A 22706-nucleotide genomic window follows, 5' to 3' on the forward strand; every position below is an offset into this window, starting at 1 on the left:
CCGACGACACCATGACCGCCATCAGCGCCGCGGTCCGGCACGGCCACGACGGCGACCCCGACGCGGCCCGCACGGCGCTGCTGAACCTCTGGGACACGATGGGGCCGCTCGGCGACGCACTACACCGCTGCACCCTCGCCCACTATCTCGCCGACCTGTACGACGATGCCGCACAGGCGCTGATCTGGGACGTCCGGGCACTGGACGCGGCCGGTGCGCTCACCGACGAGCGCGCCCGGCGGCACCACCCGGCCTTGCGGGTACGCGGCTTCTACCCCTCCCTGCACCTGAACCTGGCCGACAACCTGCGCCGCCTGGGCTCGTTCGAGGCCGCACACCAGCATCTGGACGCCGCGCGCGAATATTTCGACGCGCTCGGCACGGATCCCTACGGCGACGGCATCCGATCCGCCGCCGACGAGGTCGCCGCGGCGGTGCGCGCCCGTTCGACCGAGCGCCGGGACAGCGCGCCGACCGGTCGTTCCTGAGTCCTCACCGCCACAATTGTCGATGCGTTCGATTCAAAACTCCTATACACCAAGCATTTACAGACCATAGTTGAATCCGGCGTCAACTTTGAATACCGTATCGAGTACCGCGACCGCGGTGCAGACACTCGGCAGGCGAGGTGGGCGCGAAACGTGAGTACACAGACCCCGGTACAGGACTGGACGGCGCTGGGCAGCCGGCAGATCGCGGTCAACGGGATCGAACTCCGAGTCGTCGAACACGGCGAAGGCCCACTGGTGGTCTTCTGCCACGGCTTCCCCGAGCTCGGGTTCTCCTGGCGGCATCAGGTCTTCGCCTTCGCCGAGGCCGGATTCCGCACGCTGACCCCCGATATGCGCGGTTACGGCGGCAGCTCGCGGCCGGACCGGATCGAGGACTACGCCATGGCCACCCTCTGCGGTGATCTGGTCGGCCTGCTCGATGCGGTCGGCGCGCAGGACGCGATCTTCGTCGGACACGACTGGGGCGCCTCGGTCGTCTGGCAGACCGCGCTGCGGCATCCGGACCGGGTGCGGGCGGTGGCCGGTCTGAGCGTTCCGGTCGCGCCTCGCCCCAAGGCGCCGCCGATCTCGATCTTCCGCTCCCGGCTGGGCGAGAACTTCTACATGTGCTGGTTCCAGGAGCCGGGCGTCGCGGATGCGGCCCTGGCCGCCGATGTGCGGCGCACCCTGCTGCGCGACGAGGTGGTGAGCGCCGCCGATATGACCGGCGACAGCACGAATTTGCTTCCACCGCAATGGCTTTCCGAATCCGAAATGCAGTATTACGTGGACGCGTTCACCGAGACCGGTTTCACCGGCGGGCTGAACTACTACCGCAACCTCGACCGCGACTGGGAACTGTCCGCCGATCTGGCCGGGGCGAAGATCACCGCACCCGCCTACTTCATCGCGGGCGCGGACGACGCGGTGCTGCGCTTCACCCCGCTGACCAAGATGGACGCCGTCCTCACCGACCTGCGCGGCACCCTGCTACTCGACGGCGCGGGCCACTGGATCCAGCAGGAACGCGCCGACGAGGTCAGCGCCGCGCTGATCGATTTCGCCCGCAGCCTGCCCGGGAACTGATCCCGAGCGCCGAACTACAGTTGGAATTCACTCCGTTGCCGCAGCGGTGCGGCACGCATCGATGGGAGACCCGATGGACCTGTTCACCGGTTCCGAACGCGCTCAGCGGTATATCGAGGACCTCACGGCCTTCATGCAGGAGCGCGTCTACCCGGCCGAAGCCGTCTATCAGGAGCAGATGCGCGCCGCCGGTGACCCGCACCACCACCCGCAGATCCTCGAGGATCTCAAGTCGCAGGCGCGCGAGCGCGGGCTGTGGAATCTGTTCCACCCGCATCCGGAATGGGGTCCCGGCCTGACCAATCTGGAATACGCGCCGTTGGCCGAGATCATGGGCCGCAGCCCGGCGCTGGCCCCCGAGGCGTGCAACTGCGCGGCCCCCGATACCGGGAACATGGAAGTGTTCACGCTGTTCGGCACCGAGGAGCACAAACAGCGCTGGCTCGAACCGCTGCTGGCCGGGACCATCCGCTCCGCATTCGCGATGACCGAACCGGGCGTGGCGAGTTCGGATGCGACCAATATCGAGATGAGCATGCGCCGCGACGGCGACGACTATGTCCTGGACGGCCGAAAGTGGTTCGCCTCCAACGCCTTGCACGCCAACTGCAAGGTGCTGATCGTGATGGGCAAGACCGATCCGGAGGCCCCGCCGCACCGCCAGCAGTCCATGCTGGTCGTGCCGATCGACGCGCCCGGGGTGCAGGTGGTCCGGAATCTGCCGGTCTTCGGATATTCCGATCGCGAGGGCCACGCGGAGATCGTGTTCGACAACGTGCGCGTTCCGAGCAGCGACGTACTCGCCGGTCCGGGTGAGGGTTTCGCGATCAGCCAGGCCCGGCTCGGACCTGGCCGCATCCACCACTGCATGCGGGCCATCGGCATGGCCGAGCGCGCCCTGGAACTGATGTGTCGGCGCGCGGAATCGCGCACCACCTTCGGCGCGAAGCTCAGCGAACGCGCCAACATCCAGGATTGGATCGCCGAGGCGCGCATCGAGATCGAGCAGACCCGCCTGCTCACCCTCAAGGCGGCCTGGATGATGGACACCGTCGGCAACAAGCAGGCGCGGGTGGAGATCGCCGCGATCAAGGTCGCCGCGCCGAATATGGCGCTGAAGATCGTCGACCGGGCGATTCAGCTGCACGGCGCGGGCGGGGTCACCGAGGACTTCCCGCTCGCGAGCTTCTGGGCGCATCTGCGCACCTTGCGCCTGGCCGACGGACCCGACGAGGTGCACAAGCGCAGTATCGCGCGGGCCGAGCTGGGCAAGTACCGGCAGCGCAGCCCCAAGGCGTGAGCGGGCGGCCCGACTGCCGCGTTCACTCCGGCTCGATCCGCAGGGCGTTGACCCACAGGGCGGTCAGGGTCTCCACCAGCTTCTCGAACGGGATCCGCTGGTCCAGGACGAAGACCAGGTAGGCCATCCGGCTCACCATGCCCGACAGCGCGTGCGCGGTGATCGTCGGGTCCAGATCGGCGGCGGCCCGGCCGGATCGCTGCAGGGCCCGGATCATTCGCGCATTGCGCTGGACGAAGGCGCGGCTGCGTTCGATGCGCATCCGCCGGAAGTTCTCGTCGACCTGGGCGACCTGCTCGAAGACCGCCATCAGACGCGCATTTCGCTTGTAGGACAGCAGATATTCGCGGTTCGCGGCCTCGATCAGCGCGCTCGGGTCGGTGATGCCGCTGCGCTCGCGCACGTGCGGATGCAGCATCTCCTCCTGCACCTGCTCGACCACCGCGGCGAAGATCTCGTCCTTACCGTCGAAATAGGTGTAGAACGAGCCCGAGGCCACGCCCGCGGTCGCGGAGATGTCGGAGATCTTGGCCTCGAGGTAGCCGTCGCGTTCGAACACCTTGCGCGCGGCTTCGATCAGCGCCGTGCGGGTCCGGATCCCGCGCCGCGTGCGGGGCGCGGCACGGCCGGATTTCCCTTGGCCCGCAACGGTTTCCGAAACCACCCCGATCACCTGCTCCCGTACGCCGACGCCTCGCTTGCCGATCGCCACGCTATCACCGCAGGAATCGAATCCGACGTCGACTTCGGAAAGCGTGACTCGCTCGCATCCAGGTTGCCGAATCCGGAATCCGCCGGTGAGCCGTCACGTTCACGGCATACTCACAGTAGGAATTGATATGCACTATGCATATAATATGCACCGTACATACGAGGCGGGCGTACACATTTGCGTGTGGTATACCGACATTCGCATATCGCACGCCGAGGCGAAAGGACCGCATGGACAAGCTCACGGACCTGCTCGAGTTCGAGACGATGCTGCTCGGTCGCTACAGCCTGACCTCGCAGCGCGGTGCGGGCCGCCTGGATCGCAGCGCGTACACGCTGCTGTACCGGCTGCGCATGGAAGGCGCGATGTCCATCGGCCAGTTGAGCGAGGCCCTGGGTCTGGACGCCTCGACCGTGAACCGGCAGACCGCCGCCATGCGCCGCGCGGGACTGGTCGACCGGATTCCGGATCCGGACGGCGGGATGGCCCGCAAATTCCAGGTCAGCGAGCAGGGGGCCGAACAACTCGAGGCCGATCGAGCCGCCGCGGTCCGCCACCTGGACACCATCCTCGCGGACTGGTCCCGGGATGATCTGGGCGCGCTGGTCGGCTATCTCGAGCGCCTGAACACCGATATCGAGCACTATCACGGCCGTCCGTGGCCACGTCCCTGAACGGATCTAGTCCGGCGTATCCGCGGTGGTCGCATGGGCCGGAATGTGCCGGGCGAACACCGCCCACAGCGCGATCCCGACGACCGTCGCACCCGCACCGATCTCGCAGACCCGCGACCAGCCGCCGGATTGGTAGGCCGCGCCCGCGGTGACCGATCCGGCGACGCCGCCGAGGAAGTACATCACCATGTAGGCCGTCGTGAGCCGACTGCGCGCGGCCGGATCCAGCGCGTAGATCGCGCTCTGATTGGACAGCTGGATGCCCTGGATTCCGAAGTCGAAGACCAGCAGCGCCACGATCAGCGCGATGATCGAATGTCCGCCCCAGGCCAGCAGCGCCCAGCTGGCCAGCAGCACCACCCACACCAGCGTCGTCACCGGACGCAGATGTCCCCGATCGGACAACCGGCCCACCACGGGCGCGCCCAGCGCCCCGGCCACACCGGCGATGCCGAACAGTCCGATGACGACCTCCGAATAGTGATAGTGGCTCCCGTGCCCACCGGCCAGCAGGAAGGCCAGCGCGGTCCACACACCCGAAAAGCAAGCCATCGCGACGAAACCCAGCAGCATGCGATGCCGCAGCATCGGGTGCAGGCGGATCAGCGACAGGATCGAGACGAGCACCTCGCGATAACGTTCACCACTCGCGGCCCGGCCGGTGGCGGGCGTGAGCAGATAGACGCTCACCGACATCACCAGCTGAATCGCCCCCGCCACGACCAGTACCGTGCGCCAGCCGCCCAGTTGCGCGACAGCACCGGAGAGCACCCGCGAGGACAGGATGCCCAGCAGCAGTCCGCTCATCACCGTGCCGACGACCTGACCGCGACGTCCCGGTTCGGCCAGTGACGAAGACCACGGCACCACGACCTGCGCCGCGGAGGCGGTGATCCCGGTGACGAACACGGCCACCAGCAGCGTCGGGAAGTTCGGCGCGACGGCCGAGACGACCAGAGCCACCACCGAGGCGGCCAGCAGACCCGGAACCATCCGGCGGCGTTCGAGGAAATCCCCCAGCGGCACCAGCAGCGCCAGCCCGCACAGATATCCCACCTGGGCGCCGCTGACCAGCAGCGCCGCGGTGGCGGTCGAGATGCGCAGATCGCTCGCGACCTGTTGCAGCAGCGGCTGCAGATAGTAGAGACACCCCGCGGACGATCCCGCGGTCACCGCGAACACCAGCACGAGCAGACGGGTGAGCCGGGCCTGCTGCGGCGCGGCGACGGTCGAAACACTCACTCCATCCATGGTCCGGCACCCGGCCGATCAATGGAAGCGATGGATTTCGATACCCCCATCACTGTCGTGGATGTCGTCGATAGGCTCGCGAGATGGAACTGCGTCAGATCGAATGCTTCCTGGCCTGCCGGGAGGCCGGATCGTTCACCGCGGCGGCGCGATCACTGAATCTGGTGCAGTCCGCCGTATCGACGAGCGTGGCGAAACTGGAACGGGAACTGGGGACGCGGCTGTTCGACCGGACTCCGGGCGGGCTGGAACTCACCGAGGCCGGACGCGCCATCGCCGCACCGGCCCGATCGATGGTGCGCTCCCGGCGCGAGATCGTCGAAGCGATCGCCGCGGCCCGCGGCGAGGTCCGTGGCGAGGTGGTGATCGGCAATCTGATGAACATCCGTTCCCTGGACCTGGCCGCCGTACTCGCCGATATGCATCGGCGCTATCCGGCGCTGACCCTGCAGATGCGGCAGAGCATCTCGGGAATGAGCGGCAATATCGCCGGACTGCGCGACGGCAGTCTCGATATCGCCCTGTTGGCCGGTTCCGCCGACGAGATACCGGGCCTGAACCTGTATCCGATCATCGAGGAGACCGTGGTGCTGTGCGTGCGGCCGGACCATCCGCTCGCCGGGCGGCCGTTCCCGCCCGCGGCACTGGCCGGAACGCGGTTCATCGACTATCCGCCGGGCTGGGGCATCCGGACCATCGCCGATGAACGATTCCCGTTGCGCCGCAGCGTGATCGAGGTCGCCGATCAGGAGTTCGCGCTGGACTTGGCCGTCCAGGACTTCGGAGTCACGCTGGTGCCGCGCTCGGTCGCCGAACGCCGGCACGACCTGGTCCACATCGTTCCCGCGGACGGCGTGATCCCCTGGAAACTGACCGTGGCGCACGATGCGCAGCGCACTCCGTCACATGCGGCGCAGACCGTCATCGAGACGCTGCGAAACCTCGGGTGAGCTCACCCATCGGGCAGTAGGGCCGCGATCCGGTGCGGATCGGCGAGTACGTCGATCTCGGCGATTCGACCGCCCGTCACGGTGAACGCCATGAGGGACGCCGCCCGGTCGTCGACGGTGACCAGTGTCCCGGCCGCGCCGTTCACCAGGATCGGCCGCAACACCGCACGCGGATGCGCGAATCGCACCGCCTGGGCCGCGGCATCCTCGGATCCGGTGCTCTCCCAGAGCTTTCCGGTTCCCAGATCACCGCGCAGGACCACATCCGGAGCCAGAACCCGCACCAGCGCGGCGAGATCTCCGCGTCGAGCCGCGGCGAAGAAGGCGTCCACGACGCGACGTTGATCGTCCGGGGAGCCTTCGGGGGCGGGGACCGAACGGATTCGGCGTCGCGCCCGGCTGGCCAATTGCCGTGCTGCCTCGGGTGAGCGGTCCAGAATCGCCGCGATCTCGCCGAACGGCACCGCGAAGCTGTCGTGCAGGACGATGGCGACCCGTTCGGCGGGATCCAGGTGATCGAGTACCACCTGCAATGCCAGACCGATCGAATCCGCCAGCAACGCTTGGGTTTCCGGTGTCGTATGGCCGTCGGCGGTGACGATCGGATCGGGCAGGCGTACCCCGATCGGAACCTCGTGCCGCGCGCTGCGCGAGCGCAGCAGATCCACGCAGGTGTGTGCGAGGGCCGTCGTCAGCCAGCCGCCCGGATTGTGCACCGCATCCTCGGATGTGCGCCGGGTGCGCAACCACACCTCCTGCAGCGCGTCATCCGCATCGCTCACCGAACCCAGCATCCGATAGGCCATCGCCCGCAGCCGGGCCCGGCTCTGCTCGAGTTCTCGCGTGAGGGAATCGGCCATCTGTCACATCTCCCGGACGGCATCCGCCATAGGTGTGAGAGGTATTCACCAGCCTAGTCAGGAGGGCCGCCGAAATGGCCGCATCGACCTTGTCTTCGCCCGCCACGCACACCCGCTCGATCGTCTATTGGACCGCCACCGTGCTCATCGCCGCCGAACTCGGCGTGGGTGGCGTCTGGGACATCGCTCGTATCCCCTATGTCCGCGATCTGGTCGTGCACCTGGGGTATCCCACGTATTTCCTGGTGCTGCTGGGCATCTGGAAGTTTCTCGGCGCGATCGCGCTGCTGATGCCCGGGCGTCCGGTGGTCAAGGAATGGGCGTATGCGGGCGCGTTCTTCGTCTACACCGGAGCCATCGCGTCTCATCTGACCGAGCGGTACGCGGTCGGCGAGGTGGCCGTGCTGACGGTGATGACCGCGCTGACGGTCCTGTCGTGGGCCCTGCGCCCGCCGAGCCGACGACCGGGGCCCGCTGTTCGCTGAGGGCGTGGCGCGACCCCTGGGCCGATCCGCCGCGTCAGGATATCCTTACAGCATGACGAAGGCAGAGGTACCGGACGAGGGCGGGGCCGCATGGCGTCGGCTCACTTCTCGTCGCGGCGGATCACGAAGCGGTGACGACGCACTCACCGCACTGGCCGATATCGGCGCGGTGCGCAGGCTGCTGGATCAATGGGAACTCGACGCGGTGCGGATCGCGCGCCGGCGGAACAAGTCGTGGGCCGAGATCGCCACATATCTGGGCGTGACCAGGCAGTCGGCCTGGGAGCGCTGGCGGGATCTGGATTCCGAACCCACGCCCGAGGGCGTCGAATCCTCCCGTCCGGCAGCGGAATCGGCCGCGGTCGAGGTCAGCGAGTGGGAGAGGGATCTGCTCGAGGCCGGTGCGCCCGATCGGCGCCGGCGCGCGAACGTCAAAGTGCCCTCGGTCGTCGGACTCGACTGGGCCGCGGCCCTGCGCGCGCTCACCGGCAAGGGGCTGGCCGCCGCGAGCGCCGATCCGGATGCCGCACTGCCGGATCCGGCCGAATCGGGCTGGTTCGTCACCGATCAGAGCCCGGAATCCGGTGCCCGGGTGGCCGGCGGTTCGGCCGTGCGACTGTGGTTGCGGCGCAACGACGGCGGCTCCGGTGTGCGCGAGCCGCGTCAGCCGATGCCGCCGTTGCGATCGATTCCGGAGCTGCCCGAACCGACCGGTCGGACCGCGAGCTGACTCGCCTGTGGCGGTCGTCACCGAAACAGGCCGCCGCACTCGTGATTCCGCGCTGTCGAGACCGGTTGGCAGCAAGCTGGCATCGCCATCTCGAGGTCCACACAGGCTGGTGCCGATGAATGAAGTATGGACTCGATATTGCCGCGCTCGGCGCGACGTGGATGGCTGTGGGTCGTCGTCGGCGCTGTCGCCGTCGTGGCGATCATCGTGGGCGTCATCGCGACGCCGCTGGCTCGGGCCGCGGCACATAATTCCGTTGCCGCACAGCACAGTAGCGCACCCACCGCATCGGCGGTCGGGGTACCTGTGCCGAGCCTGCCGATTCCGCAGTTGCCGAGTGGTTCCGCGGGAACCGCGCCGCAGGTGTCACCGGAGGCGCTGGCACAGAAGATGCAGGCCGCGATTCAGTCCGCCTCCCCCGGCACGCAGGTCGGCATCGATGTCGTGGACACCACCTCCGGTGCGACGGTCGCCGATCTGGACAGTGGTCAGCAGTTCTATACCGCGTCGGTGGTCAAACTGCTGATCGCCCTGGACGAGCTGAATTCCCGAGGCTGGCAGACCGATCCGGCGACCACCGGGCAGCTCGAGCAGATGCTCTCGGCCAGCGACGACGATATCGCCGATACGCTGTGGGACGCCGACGGCGGCGATGCGATCGTCACCCGGATGGCCGATCTGATGGGCCTGAGCGGCACCAGCGCGCCGAGCGATGCCAGCCAGTGGGGTGAAACACTCACCACCGCACAGGATGTCGTGACCGTGTACCGGTATCTGCTGAGCACGGTCCCGCAACCGGCCCGCGATGTCATCATGACCGATCTGCAGGGCGCCGAGCAGACCGCCGCCGACGGCACCGACCAGTACTTCGGCATCCCCGACGGACTCACCGGCGCGGACTGGGCCATCAAACAGGGCTGGATGTCCCTGGACGACTCCACCACTCTGGACACCACAGGTCTGGTCGGCGCGGGAGCCGGGCAGCCACTGCGTTACGTGGTCGTGGTGCTGAGCCGCCAACCCGCAGGGGTCAGCTGGACCGCCGGGGGTAATGCGCTCACCGCGGGAGTGCGCGTCCTACAGGGAACCGTCGACTGATTGTCCGCGGATCCGCTACTGCCGCAGGGTCCGAACCCATTCGCGGCTGGTCGTCAGACACCGATCACGAGCGGCGGCGAACAGGCCGACGCTCCGCACGCCCGGCCAGTCGGCGGGCAGCATCGACGGCGGCAACCCCGGATCGACGTACGGGATGATCCGCCATTCGTCCAGCAGCGGAACGAATTCCACGAATGCCTCGCGCGGGGTGAGTTGCCGGGCGTCGGCGGATTTCGCATGGTGCGCGAGGAATTCGCGATGGCGTGCCGCGATGCCCTCCAGATCCCACCACCGGGCCGCGGCCTCGGCCATCGAGTCCGGAACCACTGCCGAAGTGGCCAGGAAAGTCGTCACACAGTCCGACAGGCCCAGTGCGGCAACGATATCGGTGACCTCGGCGGCGAGGTACTCCGGTGCGATCCACAGTCCCGGGGAGACGGTTCCGCAGCCGATCCAGCCGAGTCGGCGACGCAGCTGATGCCTTGTGGCACGCAGGGTTTCGGGGATGGTGAACGAGATCAGCCGCCACGGGTCGGCGTCGGTCATCTGCCGGAATCCGAAGATGCGGCGATCACCGCGCGCGTACATCGCCTCGGCCTGGGCGGTCAGGCGGTATCCGGCGCGACCGTCGCGGACCGCGGACACCAGTACGCCCCGGCGTTTGAGCCGGGTCACCGCGATCCGGGTCGCATCGGCGGCAATGCCCAACTCCCGCATCAGCTCCACGAGTTCGGCGATGGCCGCCCAGCCGCCCAGTTCACCTCGATACGCTCCCAGGACGGTGCGGATGAGTGAGGTCGCGCTGCCCGGACGGGAGTCGAAATCGTCCAGGATCGCGTGCTCAGGCGATGAGTTCGTCACGGATCGCCAGTATGCCCGCGGCCACCTCACCGAAGCTCGTACTCAACGGGCTCAATCCGATTCGCAGCCCGCGCGGCGGCCGGAAGTCGGGAATCACGCCGCGACTCCACAGTTTCCCGGTGATCTCGGCGAACCGCGGATGATCGATGATGACGTGACCACCGCGCCGGGCCGGGTCCTGCGGTGATCCGATCTCCACACCGAGCGGAGCCAACAGCTCGCGCACGAGATCCAAGGAATATTCGGTCAGCGCAATGGATTTCGCGCGCACGGCGGCCATGCCGACCGCACCGATCAGCGCGAGGGTGTCCTGGATCGCCAGCATGCCCAGAATCGGGGGCGTACCGCTGATCATCTGCCGAATCCCTTGCGCCGGTCGATATCCCTGCGCCATCTCGAACGGCTGCTCGCGGCCCATCCAGCCCCACACCGGCTGCCGGAACCGGTCCTGATGTTCGGCCCGGACGTACGCGAACGCGGGTGATCCCGGACCGCCGTTGAGATATTTGTAGGTACATCCGACCGCGAGATCCACTGCCCAGGAATCGAGTTCGAGCGGTACCGAGCCGACCGAGTGGCACAGGTCCAGCAACAGCAGCGCGCCCGCGTCGTGCGTCACCCGCGCCGCGCCCGCGGCATCCAGCAGGTATCCGGAGCGAAACGCGACGTGTCCGAGGACGACCAGCGCCGTGCGTTCGGAGACGACCGCGGACAACTCCTCGACGCCGACACCGCCGCGCGGATCCGGTTCGATCCAGCGCAGAGTCAGATCGTGGTCCTGCGCAATGGATTCCAGGATGTAGCGGTCGGTCGGGAAATTGTCCCGGTCCACGACGATCTCGGTTCGGCCAGGCCGCAACGTGATCGCACCGCGAGCCAGCTTGTACAGCAGCACGGTCGTGGAATCGCCGATGGTGGTCTGGCCCGGAGCCGCGCCCAGGACGGTGTCGGCGAGCATGTCCCCGATGGTGATCGGCAGGTCGAACCATTGTTCGTCCCAGCCGCGGATCAGCCGCCCGCCCCACGCGTCGGTGACGAACGAGCCGATCCGCTCGGCGCTGGCCCGCAACGGGCGGCCCAGCGAATTGCCGTCCAGATAGGCGATCACCGCCGGATCATCCGAGCCGACGAACAGATCGCGGCAGGCGCGCAACGGATCTCGCGCATCCAGCTCGGCGGCGCGGGCGAGCAGTGCAGTGGTCATCGACGTCCAATCTCCGTGCGGACCGCGAACAGTTCGGGAAAGAAGCTCAGCTCCAGCGCTTTACGCAAGAATCCCACACCGCTCGATCCGCCGGTGCCGGGTTTGGTCCCGATGGTGCGCAGGACGGTGCGCATATGCCGGAAGCGCCACAGCTGGAAGTTCTCCTCGAGGTCGACGAACTCCTCGAATGCCTCGTACGCCGCCCAGTGTTCGCGATGATGTTCGTAGACGAAGCCGATCAGCGGGATCAGCTCCGGATTCATCGTGTAGGGCGCGCTCACCACCCGGGTCAGCGCGGACTCGGGCACGGCGTAGCCGAGGCGGGACAGACAGTGCCAGAACGCGTCGTACAGGCTCGGTTCACCGAGCAGGCCGCTCAGCAGCGCGCGAGCCGCCGGATCGTCGTCGAAGATCTCCAGCATGTCCGCGTTCTTCGCGCCGAGTACGAATTCGACCGCGCGATACTGATAGGACTGGAATCCCGAGGAATTGCCCAGGAAGCCGCGGAACTGAGCGTATTCGGTGGGCGTGAGCGTCGCCAGGACCGACCACTGTTCGGTCAGCGTCTTCTGGATGTGTTTGACCCGCGCCACGCCCTTGAGCGCCGCGCCCAGATCGTCCTCGTCCAGAGCCGCACGCGCGGCGAGGATTTCGTGCAGGACAAGTTTGAGCCACAGCTCGCTGGTCTGATGCTGGATGATGAACAGCATTTCGTCGTGATGTTCGGGGCGGCTCACCGGTTTCTGGGCGCTGAGCAGCGTGTCCAGGTCCAGATACTCGCCGTAGCTCAGGCGCGCGCGGAAATCCCGGACGACGCCCGGTTCGATGGCCCTGCTGCCGGAATGTGCGCCCATGCTGACCTCACCGGTATTCGACTACCCTCACATATTACATAATTCTGACGACCGCTGCATCCATGTCATCGGGAGCCGCTCGTGCACACCTCCACAGCCCATGTCGACATCGTCTTCGCCCCGGATACCGTGGCGGATCGCCGTACCGCCGCCGCCCTGATCGATCGCGCACTGCATGCCCGAAGGCTGATCGGTGAGGTCGTCTTCGCCGCGGACGCAGCGCAATTCACCGCTGCCGCCGAATCCGCGGCGCAACGCGGCGAGTTCATCGCGATTCCCGGCGACGGCGCCGAGTTCACCGCGCCGCCCACCGGAGCGATCCGGCTGGACCTCGGACGCGCGCCCGCCGATCGGTCCGTCGGCATCCGGGCGCACATCCGCGAACGCGGCCTCGACGGCCTGCGCTTCGCGGTGGACAGCTGGTATCACCACCGCCTGCATCCAGCCACGGTCGTGCCCTACGGCGACCAGCACGAGCAGCACGCCGAACTGCGCATCCCCGACGGGAACGGCCCATTTCCCGCCGTCGCGCTGTTCCACGGCGGCTATTGGCGGTCCCGCTGGGCCGCGGATCTCATGGACGCCCTCGCGATCGACCTGACCGCCCGGGGATATCTCAGCTGGAACGTGGAATACCGCCGTCCCGATGAATACGGTTGGGCGGCAACGACTCACGACACCGCCGCCGCCGTGCGGGCGCTCGGCGAGATCGAGGCGGCCGATCCCGCGCGGATCGTGCTGGCCGGACATTCGGCCGGGGCGCAGCTGGCCCTGCGGGCCGCGGCCGACGCGGTCGCCGAGCATGCGGCCGTCCGCCCGATCCTGGCGATCAGCCTGGCCGGTGTGCTGGATCTGCGCCTGGCCGACGCGCGCGGACTCAGCGAGAACGCGACCGCCGGAGCGCTGGGCGGCCACCGGTCCGAACAACCGGAGATCTATCGACGCTCGTCCCCCATCGACCGGCTACCACTGGGCCTGCCACACCTGGTCGTCAGCGCCGTGCACGACGATCCGAACCTCCTGGAGATGAGCCGCGAATACCATTCCACGGCAGTGACATTCGACGATCCGGTGACGTACATCGAGGGGCCGGGCAACCACTTCGCCGTCATCGACCCGGCGGACGAACTCTGGTCCCGCACGGTCGCCGAGATCGCGCGAGCGGCAAATCATGACAGATAAACTGTACAGTTGGCACTGTCTAATCTAGACTGGCGAACACATCCAACCGACGGAAGGAACACCACCATGCGCTTCGCCGTCCACTACATCGACTTCCTGCCGGGCGACCCCGCCGCCCTGGGCCCCACCCTGTCCCGCACCGCCGTTGCCGCCGAGCGCGCCGGCGCCGAGATATTCACCCTGGCCGACCATTTCTTCCAGATGGAGGCCGTGGGCAAGGCGGAGGATCCGTTCCTCGAGGGGTACACCAGTATGGGTTTCCTGGCCGGGCGGACCGAGAAGATCACCCTGACCATGCTGGTCACCGGCGTCACCTACCGTTATCCGGGCTTGCTGGCGAAGATCGCCACCACCCTGGACGTGCTGTCCGGCGGACGATCCATGCTGGGCCTGGGCGCGGCCTGGTACGAGCGCGAACACACCGCCCTGGGCGTGCCGTATCCGCCGCTGCGCGACCGGTTCGAGATGCTCGAGGAGACCCTGCAGATCTGCCTGCAGATGTGGAGTGAGAACGACGGCCCGTACCAGGGCAAGCACTACCAGTTGGCCGAGACCATCTGCCGGCCGCAGCCGATCCGCGCCACCGAAGGCGGCACGATCCGGAACCGCCCGCCGATCCTGCTCGGCGGCAGCGGCGAGAAGAAGACGCTGCGCATGGTCGCCCAGTACGCCGACGTCTGGCACACCAACGCACCGCTGTCCGAACTGCCGCACAAGATCGAGGTGCTGCACCGGCACTGCGAGACATTCGACCGCGACCCTGCCGAAATCCGCATGCACACCGGACATTTCACCGATCCGTTCACCGACACCGACGCCTACCTGAAGAACGCGGAGGCGTGCGCCGCCCTGGGATTCGACCTGCTCAACGTCGGCCCGCTGCCCGGCAACCCGGACCCCGCGGGCTGGGTCGAACGATTCGGCGAGCAGATCGCCCCCCGCCTCGCCGAGATCGGCTGATCAGACTCCGGCGAACGCCCCCGATACCCGGCGACCTCCCGACATTCGACCATAACGGGATTGTATGAGACCCCGAGTCCCATATACCCTGGAGGGACGAGCCGGCGTATCGCACCCGCAGGAACCGGGGTGGATCGCCGGCACTGGCTCAGGAGGCACCGATGACGTTGTCCGATACCCGGCGCGCCGACCCGTTCGGCGCGCACTACCGCGACATGCTGGCGACACTGTCCGACGGATCGGTGCACCGGAATTTCGACCCCTATCTCGACATCGATTGGGACAGCCCGGAACTGGCGATCGATCCGGACGACCCGCGCTGGGTGCTCGATCCCGAGATCGATCCGCTCGGCGCGACCGACTGGTATCGGGCGCTGCCGCTGGAACGGCAGATCGAGATCGGCCGATGGCGCGTGGCCAATGTGGTCAAGGTCGGTCTGGCCTTCGAGACGGTGCTGATCCGCGGGCTGATGCAGTACGTGCTCAAACTGCCCAACGGGGCGCCGGAATTCCGGTACTGCATGCACGAGATGACCGAGGAGTGCAACCACATCCAGATGTTCCAGGAGCTGGTCAACCGGATCGGCGTCGACGTCCCCGGTATGCGGCCGGCCTTCCGGGCGCTGTCGCCGTTCATCGGCGTCGCGGGCGGATATGCGCACGTCATCCTGGTCATCGGCATCCTGGGCGGCGAGGAGCCCATCGACCACTACCAGAAGGCGATGATCCGGGCCGGAGACCGCCTGCCGCCCGCGGTGCTGCGCACGATGCAGATCCACATCGCCGAGGAGGCCCGGCACATCTCCTTCGCGCACGAATTCCTCACCGCCCACATCGCCAAGATGGGGACGTCCGGAAAAGCGGTGTGCGCCTTGGCATTCCCGCTGGCCATGCGCTGGCTCGCGGGTGAGATCATGACCCCGCCGAAATCCTTCGCGACCCGATTCGACATCCCCCGCGAGGTCTTCCGCGAGGCATTCTGGCGAGGGCCACACTCCCGCCGGATCCTGTCCAGCTACTTCGACGACGTCCGCAAACTGGCCGACGACCTGGGCCTGCGTCCCCCGCTGGCGCGCAAGGTCTGGCAACTGCTGCACATCGAGGGCGACTCGTCCCGCTACCGCAGCGAGCCCCCTCGCCGGCTCAACCCGCCGACCGCCCGCCCCGCCGCATCCTGACGCCGCCACCCGGCCGGACCACGGTGCGCGGGTCAGGGCTGCGGCTCGGCCGTGGCCAGCGCCTCGATCAGTTGCAGCAGCGGCAGATTCGGGTCCAGGACGACGTCGTGCGTGCGGGCCACGCCGTCCAGGACGTTCCACGCGTAGCTCGCCACCTCGGCGATCAGCCGCTGCCGGGACAGCGGCGGGTTCGGGTCGCGGGACCAGCGCGTGACCGTGGCCTCGGTCATCGAGACGATCGCGAAGGTCATGGTGTCCACCACCGGCGGGTCGGCGACGCCGACCACACCGCCCAGACCGGTCACCAGTCGCGCGGCACGCCGGGTGATGCTGCTCAGCAGACCGCTCAGGGCGTCGCTGCCCTCCTCGTCGCCCTCGGCGGGGCCGGTGCGCAGGAATTCGTGCAGACGCGGATGGTCGCAGATCCAGTCGACGACCACGCCCACCGCACGGGTCAGGATCTCGGCGATCGAACCCTCACCGATGTCCAGGGCCGCGTCCAGGGCGTCGGTGAAACGATCACCGATCGCCGAACGCACCCGGCGATCGAGTTCCTCGCGGCCCGAGAACTGGCGGTACAGCACCGATTTGGCCAGACCCGCCCGAGCGGCGATCTGCCGGGCAGAGATGTCCGCACCGGCGGGAGTCTCCTCCACCAGCTCGATGGCCGCCTGAACGATCAGCGCCCGGCGTTGGTCGTTGTGCGGCTGCCAGCGCGTCTGTCGACCGCCCGCCACCTCCGGGGACGCCGCTGCTGTGGACACCCCAGCAGTGTAGGCCCAGGCCGCCCGCGCCCGTGCCGGTCGCGCAGAGATCAGCGCGAGTCCTGCCAGCGCGCGATCGCACGGCCGATCTCGGTCACAGGCGGTTCGCGGTACATCCACTCCCGCGCCAGCCGGTGCCAGTTGTTCGTACAGTGCAGCTGCCCCAGCGCGGCCAGGGTGAACAGATCCACCCGACGCGAGAACACATGTTCGGGAGGCAGCCGCTGACTGCGCATGCCGCGGAACTCCGCCGAGCGCGGATCGACCGCCAGAACCACCGCACCGGTGGCGAATTCGGGATCGAGGGTGATCTGCTCGTCGAGCAGATGCCAGCCGGTCGCGGCCCAGACGTAATCCAGGCATTCCTGCACGGTCACACCCGAATCCGGGTCGATGATCCCCCGGCTCGCCCACCCGTCGTGCAGATCCTGGCCGCGATGTTCGGCCGCGGCCTGCAGTGCCGCGCGCTCGAGCTCGACGTGTGCGGGATCCATGCTGTGGTAGAGCCCGAAATCCACGAAGGCCAGGCGTCCGTCGGCGCCCAGCAGGATATTGCCCGGATGCGGGTCGCCGCAGAATTCGTAATCGGTGAACACCGGATCGATGTAGAAGCGATAGATCAGCTCGCCGAGCCGATCGCGCTCGGCGTCGGGCAGGTCCCGAAGCCGGTCGAAGGACCGGCCGTCCACGAATTCGGTGACCAGAACGCTTGGCCCGCAATACTCTTCGATACTGTCCGGCACGGTGATGTACGGGTGGCCGCGATAGCGCTGCGCCACGCGATGCTGATTGCGGGCCTCGCGGGGATAGTCGAGTTCACTGCCGATGTTGCGGGCGATCTCGTCCAGTACGTCACCGTCGGCCGCGCTCGGCAGAATGGATTTCCAGAGCCTGCTGAACATCGCCAGATTGCGCATATCCGCCTCGACGGCCTCGTCCACGCCTGGATATTTGACCTTGACCGCGACCTCCCGGCCATCGCGCAACCTGGCTCGGTAGACCTGTCCGATCGAGGCCGCGGCGACCGCGGTCTCGTCGAAATCGGCGAACACTCGCGACAACGGACCCAGATCGTCCTGGATGACCGTCCGCATCCGGTCGAACGGCACCTCCGGCGCGTGGTCGCGCAGCTCGGCGAGCTTGCCGCGGAACATCTCCCGATGTTCGGCGGGCAGCAGATCGACGTCCAGCACCGAGAGCATCTGCCCCAATTTCATTGCCGCACCGCGCAACCCGCCGAGTACGGTGACCAGCTGCTGCGCCGCCCGCAGGGTGGAGCGTTCGGCCAGGACCTGCCGGGCCTGCTCGGTGCGGCCCAGCATCGACAACCGCGTGCCCACCCCGCGGATGGTCTGTTCCGCGGCCAGCCTGCCCAGTTTGCCGCCGCGCGCCAGACGGCCTTTCGGCACCCGAGCACCCATTGTCCGAACCTCCCTCACCCGCGCCGCGACGCGCGGGTGCGCCACACTCTTCGCAATTTTCCCGATCTCGGCAACCCGAGCCGGTCTAAGCTGAGCGCCGCTCATCTTTTCCGATCGCAGGCAGGAGGGTAGCGATGCCGCCGAAATCTGTTGGCCAGCGTCGCCGTCCGACCCAGGAACGTGCCAGGGCGACCAGGGAACTCATCCTGGACACCGCCGCGCGACTGTTCGGCGAGCGCGGTATCGCCGACACCTCCACAAACCGGATCGCGGCCGAGGCCGGAATCAGCATCGGCACCGTCTACCGCTATTTCTCCGATCGCGCGGTCATCGTCGAGGAGCTGTTGCGCCGCCTGCTGGAGAGTGTCGAACAGCGGCTCACACAGCATGCGCTGGGGCTGTCCGATCGGTCCATCCTGGAACAGGTGACCCGCATCCTCGAGGTCATCACCGACGAGCTGGTGGACAACGCCCGGCTGGTGCGGGCCCTGGTGGCCGGAGTCCAGTTCTACAACAGCGGAATTCCCGAGTTCGAGCCGCGACTGCGGTTGCTGGTGAAGGTGATGGTCATCCAGATCCTCGGTCCCGGTGACGATCACCGTTACGACATGACCAGCTTCGTACTGATGAACACCTGTTTCGCCGCCGTGCTGCGGGCCTCGGCGCTCGAGGTGGACAGCACCGAGCGGCACGAGGCCATCGCCATGACCGCGCAGATGATCGCGGCCTGGTGCGAGGCCCAGCTCGCCGCGCAGGCCGCGTGACACGCCGCCGATCGTTCCCGCACGCCACTGGAGACCCGGCAGAGGCCAAAGGTGAGCACTCTGCCATCTATCGGGGTCACCGCCACTCCGCAGGACCGTCCATCCACTGCCATATGCGCTGGTAGGAGACATAATTAGCGCCCGCTGAGAATTACCCGAAGAGGAGTAGAAGGTGAGCTACCGCTCGGATTACCGTCTTCGATAGGGCAGACGTTCGGTAACAGCAAAGCAGCCGACCGACCGGACGCCCGCCCCGTGTGCAACCGGCGCGGGGACGACGGTGACAGGAGGTCACACGTGACGATCGACAGCCTCGCCCGCCTCGAACCGCATGCTCTGAAACAGCCGATGTCCCCGTCGGTACGCGAAGTCGACACACTCACCCGCGTCGTGCTGGCCCGGCTCGCCGAATCCGCCGAAATCTCCGAGCAGTCCGAGCAATTCATCGCCGCGGATATCAAGAACGTCGTGCGGGCCTGCACCGAGTTGATGATCCAGGGCATGAACGGCGGACCGCTCCCCTGCCCCGCCGAACGCCTGGAGAACGCCGCGGCCGGATGCGCCCGCGCCGACATCCCCATCGATGCGGTGTTGTCCGCGATTCGCACGGGGTCCACCGTGGTGCTGGACCAGATGTTCGCGCGCACGAGTCCCGCGAACTGTGCCGGCGTGCATACCGCCACCATGACGATCCTCGAACTGTCGAAGGTGTTCACCGCCGCGGTCGGCATGGCGTACGTGCGCGAGCGTCGCGCCGAGGCCGCCGAACAGCAAACCGCAGCACACAGCTTGACCTCCGCGCTGCTCGCCGGGACCAGTACCGCGACGGCCGGAGCGCGCGAATTGCCGATCGCCGACCGGTATTTCGTCCTGGCTCTGGGCCTGGCGGCCCATCCCGACGAGTCCCGCCCGCATCTGGACCGCCAGGTCGTCGCCCGGCGCAAGTTGCGTCGGGTGCAGGCCGAGCTGGCGACCGCCCTCGCGGGCGAGGCGCTGTCGCTGCTCTCCGTCGACGGCGGCACCGTTCTCGTACCATCCACGGCCGCAACCGATTCCGAACTCGAGGGCCTGGTCGGCGGATTGTCCCGCGCGGCCCGGACGCCGATCACCGTCACGGTCGTCACCGCCCGCCCGCACGAGGTCCCCGGCGCCGCCCACCTGGCCCACGAACTACTGGACACCGTGCAACATCTGGGCCTGGGCCCCGGTCTGTACCGTTTCACCGAACTGGCCCTGCAATACCAGCTGACCCGCCCCGGAATCGCCCGCGACGCACTCGAAACCCAGCTCACCCCCCTGGACGAACACCCCGATCTCCTGGAGACCCTGCGGATCTACATCGCCGCCAACCTCAGCCGCGTCCGCACCGCCCGCCTACTGGACGTCCACCCGAACACCGTCGACTACCGCCTCCGCCGCATCGCGGGCCTGACCGGTTTCGACCCGTCCCAGACCACCGGTCTGTGGTACCTACACTCCGCGCTGGTCGCCCGCATGGGCAGACACCTCACCCCCGCAACCCCCCTGCGCCTGCCCGCCGCCCACGACACGAACCGCCTCGACAGCGACTGCGCCTGACCCGAACCGCTTGTCCGCCAAGGCATCCCCGACCGGGGCGACTACCGCGTCGAACAGCAGCCCGGTTCCGCATCCCGCAGCGGTATCCTCTGTTCGGGGCGACGAGCCACGAGAGTCCAGCCGATTCGGAGCGCACCGGAGGGGGCACATGCGCGGATTCGAGGCCGCGAGCAGCCGCGATCCACGGTGGCCCGCTTCGGCATTCCGCAGACGTGACCGGCCCGGCGAGGCAAACCGATGGTGACCCGACGACGGATCGTGGTGGCGGGAACGTCCGGATCGGGTAAAACCACGCTGGCCCAACGGATCTCCCGGCAGCTGGACATACCGCACATCGAACTCGACGCCATCCACCATCAACCGGGATGGATTCCGATGCCCGAGAACGAATTCCGCGCCGCGGTCGCCGAGCGAATCACCACCGGGACGTGGGTGGCCGACGGCAACTATCACAGCAAACTCGGAGATCTGCTGTGGCGCAACGCCGATACCGTGATCTGGTTCGATCTGCCGCGCACCCTGGTTCTGCGGCAGATCGTCCTGCGGACGCTGGGCCGGGTACTCACCCGGCGCACGCTGTGGAACGGCAACCGGGAGAGTTGGCGAGATCTCATCTCGCTCGATCCGCAACGGTCGATTATCATCTGGTCCTGGAAATCACACCCCACCAACCGAATACGTTACGAGGCCGCGCAGGACGACCCGGCTTACCGGCACATCGAATTCGTTCGCATCCGATCGCATCGCGCCGCCGACGCATTTCTCGCCGACCTCCGCCGCTCGATGTGAACCGCCCGAGTCGGTATCCGCACATCCAGGTCGCCGGTCCCGGACACCGACGAACCGCTGGGGATCGATCGGCAGGGCGTGCCGTCAATTGCCACAGGCCCTGTCCCCTCGAGCAAGGTGCCGCGCGCAGACGGCCCCGGCCCGCGTAGCGAGGCCGGTTTCAGGCGCCCGCGGCGGTCGGAATCGGGGTGAAGCGGCGGCTCTCGACAGGTGGCAAGCCGTAGTGGCCGCGCAATGTGGTGGCGGTGTACTCGGTTCGGAACAGGCCGCGCTGCTGGAGGATCGGGACTACGCGGTCGACGAAATCGGTGAGGCCGCCGGGTAGGTATGGGGGCATGATGTTGAAGCCGTCGGCCGCACCGGACTCGAACCAGGATTGCAGTTCGTCGGCGATCTGCTCGGGAGTTCCGGCGAAGGTGCGGTGTCCGCGGCCGCCGCCGAGTTTGCCGATCAACTGCCGGACGGTGAGCTCCTCGCGTTCGGCGAGTTCCTTCACGAGGGTGAATCTGCTCTTGCCGCCTTGGATGTCGCTCTCGGCGGGTAGCGGGGGCAGCGGTGCGTCGAGGGCGTGTTCGGTCAGGTCGACACCGAGCATGCCGGACAGTTGCCGCAGGGCGTAGTCGGGCGAGATCAGATCGGTGAACTCCTGTTCCAGCGCCCGCGCCTGCTCGGCGGTGTCGGCGATGAACGGCACCAGACCGGGAAGCACCTTCAGCTCGTCCGGCGACCGGCCGTACCGGGGCAGCCGCGACTTCAGATCCTGGTAGAAGCGGCGGCCCTCCTCCAGGGTGCGCTGCGCGGTGAACACCGCCTCGGCGTGCCGGGCGGCGAATTCCTTTCCGCTCTCCGATGATCCGGCCTGCACCAGCAACGGACGTCCCTGCGGACTGCGCGGCGAATTCAGCGGGCCGCGCACCCGGAATCGCTCACCGCTGTAATCGATCCGGTGCACCTTGTCCGGATCGGCGAAGACGCCGGAGGCGGTTCGAAGTTCGAGCGCATCGGATTCCCAACTGTCCCAGAGATTCAGCGCGACATCGAGGAACTCCTGCGCGCGCTCGTAGCGCCGGGCATGTTCGGGAATGGCGTCGTATCCGAAGTTGTACGCCTCCTCGGCATTTCCGGAGGTGACGATATTCCATCCGGCCCGGCCGTGGCTGATGTGATCGAGCGAGGTGAATTTGCGTGCCAGATTGAACGGTTCGTTGTAACTGGTCGACGCGGTCGCGATCAGCCCGACGTGCTCGGTGGCCGTGGCGATCGCCGACAGCAGGGTGATCGGCTCGAACACCGCCGGCGCGTTGCGCTCGATGCGCGGGCCCACGGCCAGGTTGTCGGCGAAGAACACCGAGTCCAGCCGCCCGCGTTCGGCGATGCGGCCCAACTCCCGGAAGTGCTCGACGTCCAGCAGCCGATGTTCCTCGGTGCGCGGATGCCGCCAGGCGGCCTCGTGGTGGCCGACGCCCATCAGGAAGGCGTTGATGTGAAAGGTCTTGCCGGAGTGCGACATCGAT

At 67.6% G+C, this 22706-nt stretch carries 23 protein-coding genes; 14 read left to right on the forward strand and 9 right to left on the reverse strand.

From position 1 onward, the window contains the following. Positions 1–11 precede the first annotated feature (11 nt). The 3 genes from ON40_RS16765 to ON40_RS16775 all read left to right on the forward strand — a co-directional run bounded on the left by ON40_RS16765 (position 12) and on the right by ON40_RS16775 (position 2877). On the forward strand, positions 12–488 hold the full coding sequence (locus ON40_RS16765; RefSeq protein WP_040824370.1) for a hypothetical protein: 477 nt from the start codon (positions 12–14) through the stop codon (positions 486–488). 153 nt (positions 489–641) lie between these two features. Further along, positions 642–1577, forward strand: a complete 936-nt coding sequence (locus ON40_RS16770) for an alpha/beta fold hydrolase (RefSeq protein ID WP_051193179.1) — start codon at positions 642–644, stop codon at positions 1575–1577. Between the two features lie 73 nt (positions 1578–1650). Continuing rightward, the gene (locus tag ON40_RS16775) at positions 1651–2877 is read left to right on the forward strand and encodes an acyl-CoA dehydrogenase family protein (protein ID WP_040823448.1); all 1227 of its coding nucleotides are present in this window, start codon (positions 1651–1653) and stop codon (positions 2875–2877) included. Between the two features lie 22 nt (positions 2878–2899). Here the strand turns inward: ON40_RS16775 and ON40_RS16780 are convergent, their stop codons facing one another. Further along, positions 2900–3589, reverse strand: coding sequence for a TetR/AcrR family transcriptional regulator (locus tag ON40_RS16780; protein WP_306305386.1), 690 nt, complete (start codon positions 3587–3589; stop codon positions 2900–2902). Positions 3590–3819: 230 nt separating this feature from the next. On the opposite strand from ON40_RS16780, the gene ON40_RS16785 reads away from it, so the two are divergent. Continuing rightward, on the forward strand, positions 3820–4263 hold the full coding sequence (locus ON40_RS16785; RefSeq protein ID WP_040823450.1) for a MarR family winged helix-turn-helix transcriptional regulator: 444 nt from the start codon (positions 3820–3822) through the stop codon (positions 4261–4263). A 6-nt stretch (positions 4264–4269) separates the two neighbouring features. Here ON40_RS16785 and ON40_RS16790 read toward each other — a convergent pair whose 3' ends face one another. Then, positions 4270–5514, reverse strand: a complete 1245-nt coding sequence (locus ON40_RS16790; protein ID WP_051193180.1) for an MFS transporter — start codon at positions 5512–5514, stop codon at positions 4270–4272. An 83-nt stretch (positions 5515–5597) separates the two neighbouring features. Here ON40_RS16790 and ON40_RS16795 point away from each other — a divergent pair, with 83 nt between their 5' ends. Next, positions 5598–6464: a LysR family transcriptional regulator gene (locus ON40_RS16795; protein WP_040823453.1), complete on the forward strand. Its 867-nt coding sequence runs from the start codon at positions 5598–5600 to the stop codon at positions 6462–6464. A 2-nt stretch (positions 6465–6466) separates the two neighbouring features. Here the strand turns inward: ON40_RS16795 and ON40_RS16800 are convergent, their stop codons facing one another. Further along, positions 6467–7324: a sigma-70 family RNA polymerase sigma factor gene (locus ON40_RS16800; RefSeq protein WP_040823456.1), complete on the reverse strand. Its 858-nt coding sequence runs from the start codon at positions 7322–7324 to the stop codon at positions 6467–6469. Between the two features lie 74 nt (positions 7325–7398). On the opposite strand from ON40_RS16800, the gene ON40_RS16805 reads away from it, so the two are divergent. The 3 genes from ON40_RS16805 to ON40_RS16815 all read left to right on the forward strand — a co-directional run bounded on the left by ON40_RS16805 (position 7399) and on the right by ON40_RS16815 (position 9637). Next, complete coding sequence (locus ON40_RS16805; RefSeq protein ID WP_040823458.1) at positions 7399–7809, forward strand: DoxX family protein; 411 nt, start codon at positions 7399–7401, stop codon at positions 7807–7809. Between the two features lie 52 nt (positions 7810–7861). Further along, positions 7862–8539 (forward strand): PASTA domain-containing protein, encoded by a 678-nt coding sequence (locus tag ON40_RS16810; protein WP_040823461.1) that lies wholly within the window; start codon positions 7862–7864, stop codon positions 8537–8539. Between the two features lie 126 nt (positions 8540–8665). Next, a complete protein-coding gene (locus ON40_RS16815; RefSeq protein ID WP_051193181.1) occupies positions 8666–9637 on the forward strand; it encodes a serine hydrolase in 972 nt (323 codons plus the stop codon). A gap of 15 nt (positions 9638–9652) precedes the next feature. Here ON40_RS16815 and ON40_RS16820 read toward each other — a convergent pair whose 3' ends face one another. Genes ON40_RS16820 through ON40_RS16830 form a run of 3 tightly spaced genes read right to left on the reverse strand, consistent with a single transcriptional unit; the run spans position 9653 to position 12556 of the window. After that, complete coding sequence (locus ON40_RS16820) at positions 9653–10498, reverse strand: PaaX family transcriptional regulator (protein WP_040823464.1); 846 nt, start codon at positions 10496–10498, stop codon at positions 9653–9655. Then, entirely contained in the window at positions 10479–11702 is a 1224-nt protein-coding gene (locus tag ON40_RS16825; RefSeq protein ID WP_040823467.1) for a kynureninase, read from the reverse strand. The genes ON40_RS16820 and ON40_RS16825 overlap by 20 nt, the downstream gene beginning before the upstream one ends. Further along, a complete protein-coding gene (locus ON40_RS16830) occupies positions 11699–12556 on the reverse strand; it encodes a tryptophan 2,3-dioxygenase (RefSeq protein ID WP_040823470.1) in 858 nt (285 codons plus the stop codon). Before ON40_RS16830 ends, ON40_RS16825 begins: the two co-directional genes overlap by 4 nt. Positions 12557–12637: 81 nt before the next feature. On the opposite strand from ON40_RS16830, the gene ON40_RS16835 reads away from it, so the two are divergent. From ON40_RS16835 to ON40_RS16845, 3 genes are all read left to right on the forward strand, one after another. Continuing rightward, entirely contained in the window at positions 12638–13738 is a 1101-nt protein-coding gene (locus tag ON40_RS16835) for an alpha/beta hydrolase family protein (RefSeq protein ID WP_040823473.1), read from the forward strand. Positions 13739–13804: 66 nt separating this feature from the next. After that, positions 13805–14698: an LLM class F420-dependent oxidoreductase gene (locus tag ON40_RS16840; protein WP_040823476.1), complete on the forward strand. Its 894-nt coding sequence runs from the start codon at positions 13805–13807 to the stop codon at positions 14696–14698. Positions 14699–14859: 161 nt separating this feature from the next. Beyond that, a complete protein-coding gene (locus tag ON40_RS16845) occupies positions 14860–15876 on the forward strand; it encodes an AurF N-oxygenase family protein (protein WP_040823478.1) in 1017 nt (338 codons plus the stop codon). Positions 15877–15908: 32 nt separating this feature from the next. On the opposite strand, the gene ON40_RS16850 is transcribed toward ON40_RS16845, so the two are convergent. Both ON40_RS16850 and ON40_RS16855 read right to left on the reverse strand, forming a co-directional pair. Further along, positions 15909–16640, reverse strand: a complete 732-nt coding sequence (locus ON40_RS16850) for a TetR/AcrR family transcriptional regulator (RefSeq protein WP_051193182.1) — start codon at positions 16638–16640, stop codon at positions 15909–15911. 50 nt (positions 16641–16690) lie between these two features. Further along, positions 16691–18061 (reverse strand): ABC1 kinase family protein, encoded by a 1371-nt coding sequence (locus ON40_RS16855; protein ID WP_040823483.1) that lies wholly within the window; start codon positions 18059–18061, stop codon positions 16691–16693. A 134-nt stretch (positions 18062–18195) separates the two neighbouring features. On the opposite strand from ON40_RS16855, the gene ON40_RS16860 reads away from it, so the two are divergent. The 3 genes from ON40_RS16860 to ON40_RS16870 all read left to right on the forward strand — a co-directional run bounded on the left by ON40_RS16860 (position 18196) and on the right by ON40_RS16870 (position 21192). Next, positions 18196–18825 (forward strand): TetR/AcrR family transcriptional regulator, encoded by a 630-nt coding sequence (locus ON40_RS16860; protein ID WP_040823486.1) that lies wholly within the window; start codon positions 18196–18198, stop codon positions 18823–18825. 297 nt (positions 18826–19122) lie between these two features. Further along, positions 19123–20403: a PucR family transcriptional regulator gene (locus ON40_RS16865; protein WP_063713020.1), complete on the forward strand. Its 1281-nt coding sequence runs from the start codon at positions 19123–19125 to the stop codon at positions 20401–20403. A gap of 237 nt (positions 20404–20640) precedes the next feature. Further along, entirely contained in the window at positions 20641–21192 is a 552-nt protein-coding gene (locus tag ON40_RS16870; protein ID WP_040823489.1) for a P-loop NTPase family protein, read from the forward strand. Positions 21193–21352: 160 nt separating this feature from the next. On the opposite strand, the gene ON40_RS16875 is transcribed toward ON40_RS16870, so the two are convergent. Beyond that, on the reverse strand, positions 21353–22702 hold the full coding sequence (locus ON40_RS16875) for an LLM class flavin-dependent oxidoreductase (protein WP_040823492.1): 1350 nt from the start codon (positions 22700–22702) through the stop codon (positions 21353–21355). Positions 22703–22706: the final 4 nt, after the last annotated feature.

This window comes from Nocardia jiangxiensis NBRC 101359, from assembly GCF_000308615.1.
Taxonomy (GTDB): domain Bacteria; phylum Actinomycetota; class Actinomycetes; order Mycobacteriales; family Mycobacteriaceae; genus Nocardia; species Nocardia jiangxiensis.

What these genes read in the sequence shown, in the direction of transcription:
- ON40_RS16765 (WP_040824370.1), top strand. Translation starts at nt 12, where the DNA reads ATGACCGCCATCAGCGCCGCGGTCCGGCACGGCCACGACGGCGACCCC.
- ON40_RS16775 (WP_040823448.1), top strand. Translation starts at nt 1,651, where the DNA reads ATGGACCTGTTCACCGGTTCCGAACGCGCTCAGCGGTATATCGAGGAC.
- ON40_RS16785 (WP_040823450.1), top strand. Translation starts at nt 3,820, where the DNA reads ATGGACAAGCTCACGGACCTGCTCGAGTTCGAGACGATGCTGCTCGGT.
- ON40_RS16790 (WP_051193180.1), bottom strand. Translation starts at nt 5,514, where the DNA reads ATGGATGGAGTGAGTGTTTCGACCGTCGCCGCGCCGCAGCAGGCCCGG.
- ON40_RS16795 (WP_040823453.1), top strand. Translation starts at nt 5,598, where the DNA reads ATGGAACTGCGTCAGATCGAATGCTTCCTGGCCTGCCGGGAGGCCGGA.
- ON40_RS16800 (WP_040823456.1), bottom strand. Translation starts at nt 7,324, where the DNA reads ATGGCCGATTCCCTCACGCGAGAACTCGAGCAGAGCCGGGCCCGGCTG.
- ON40_RS16805 (WP_040823458.1), top strand. Translation starts at nt 7,399, where the DNA reads ATGGCCGCATCGACCTTGTCTTCGCCCGCCACGCACACCCGCTCGATC.
- ON40_RS16810 (WP_040823461.1), top strand. Translation starts at nt 7,862, where the DNA reads ATGACGAAGGCAGAGGTACCGGACGAGGGCGGGGCCGCATGGCGTCGG.
- ON40_RS16815 (WP_051193181.1), top strand. Translation starts at nt 8,666, where the DNA reads ATGGACTCGATATTGCCGCGCTCGGCGCGACGTGGATGGCTGTGGGTC.
- ON40_RS16825 (WP_040823467.1), bottom strand. Translation starts at nt 11,702, where the DNA reads ATGACCACTGCACTGCTCGCCCGCGCCGCCGAGCTGGATGCGCGAGAT.
- ON40_RS16830 (WP_040823470.1), bottom strand. Translation starts at nt 12,556, where the DNA reads ATGGGCGCACATTCCGGCAGCAGGGCCATCGAACCGGGCGTCGTCCGG.
- ON40_RS16840 (WP_040823476.1), top strand. Translation starts at nt 13,805, where the DNA reads ATGCGCTTCGCCGTCCACTACATCGACTTCCTGCCGGGCGACCCCGCC.
- ON40_RS16845 (WP_040823478.1), top strand. Translation starts at nt 14,860, where the DNA reads ATGACGTTGTCCGATACCCGGCGCGCCGACCCGTTCGGCGCGCACTAC.
- ON40_RS16855 (WP_040823483.1), bottom strand. Translation starts at nt 18,061, where the DNA reads ATGGGTGCTCGGGTGCCGAAAGGCCGTCTGGCGCGCGGCGGCAAACTG.
- ON40_RS16860 (WP_040823486.1), top strand. Translation starts at nt 18,196, where the DNA reads ATGCCGCCGAAATCTGTTGGCCAGCGTCGCCGTCCGACCCAGGAACGT.
- ON40_RS16870 (WP_040823489.1), top strand. Translation starts at nt 20,641, where the DNA reads ATGGTGACCCGACGACGGATCGTGGTGGCGGGAACGTCCGGATCGGGT.
- ON40_RS16875 (WP_040823492.1), bottom strand. Translation starts at nt 22,702, where the DNA reads ATGTCGCACTCCGGCAAGACCTTTCACATCAACGCCTTCCTGATGGGC.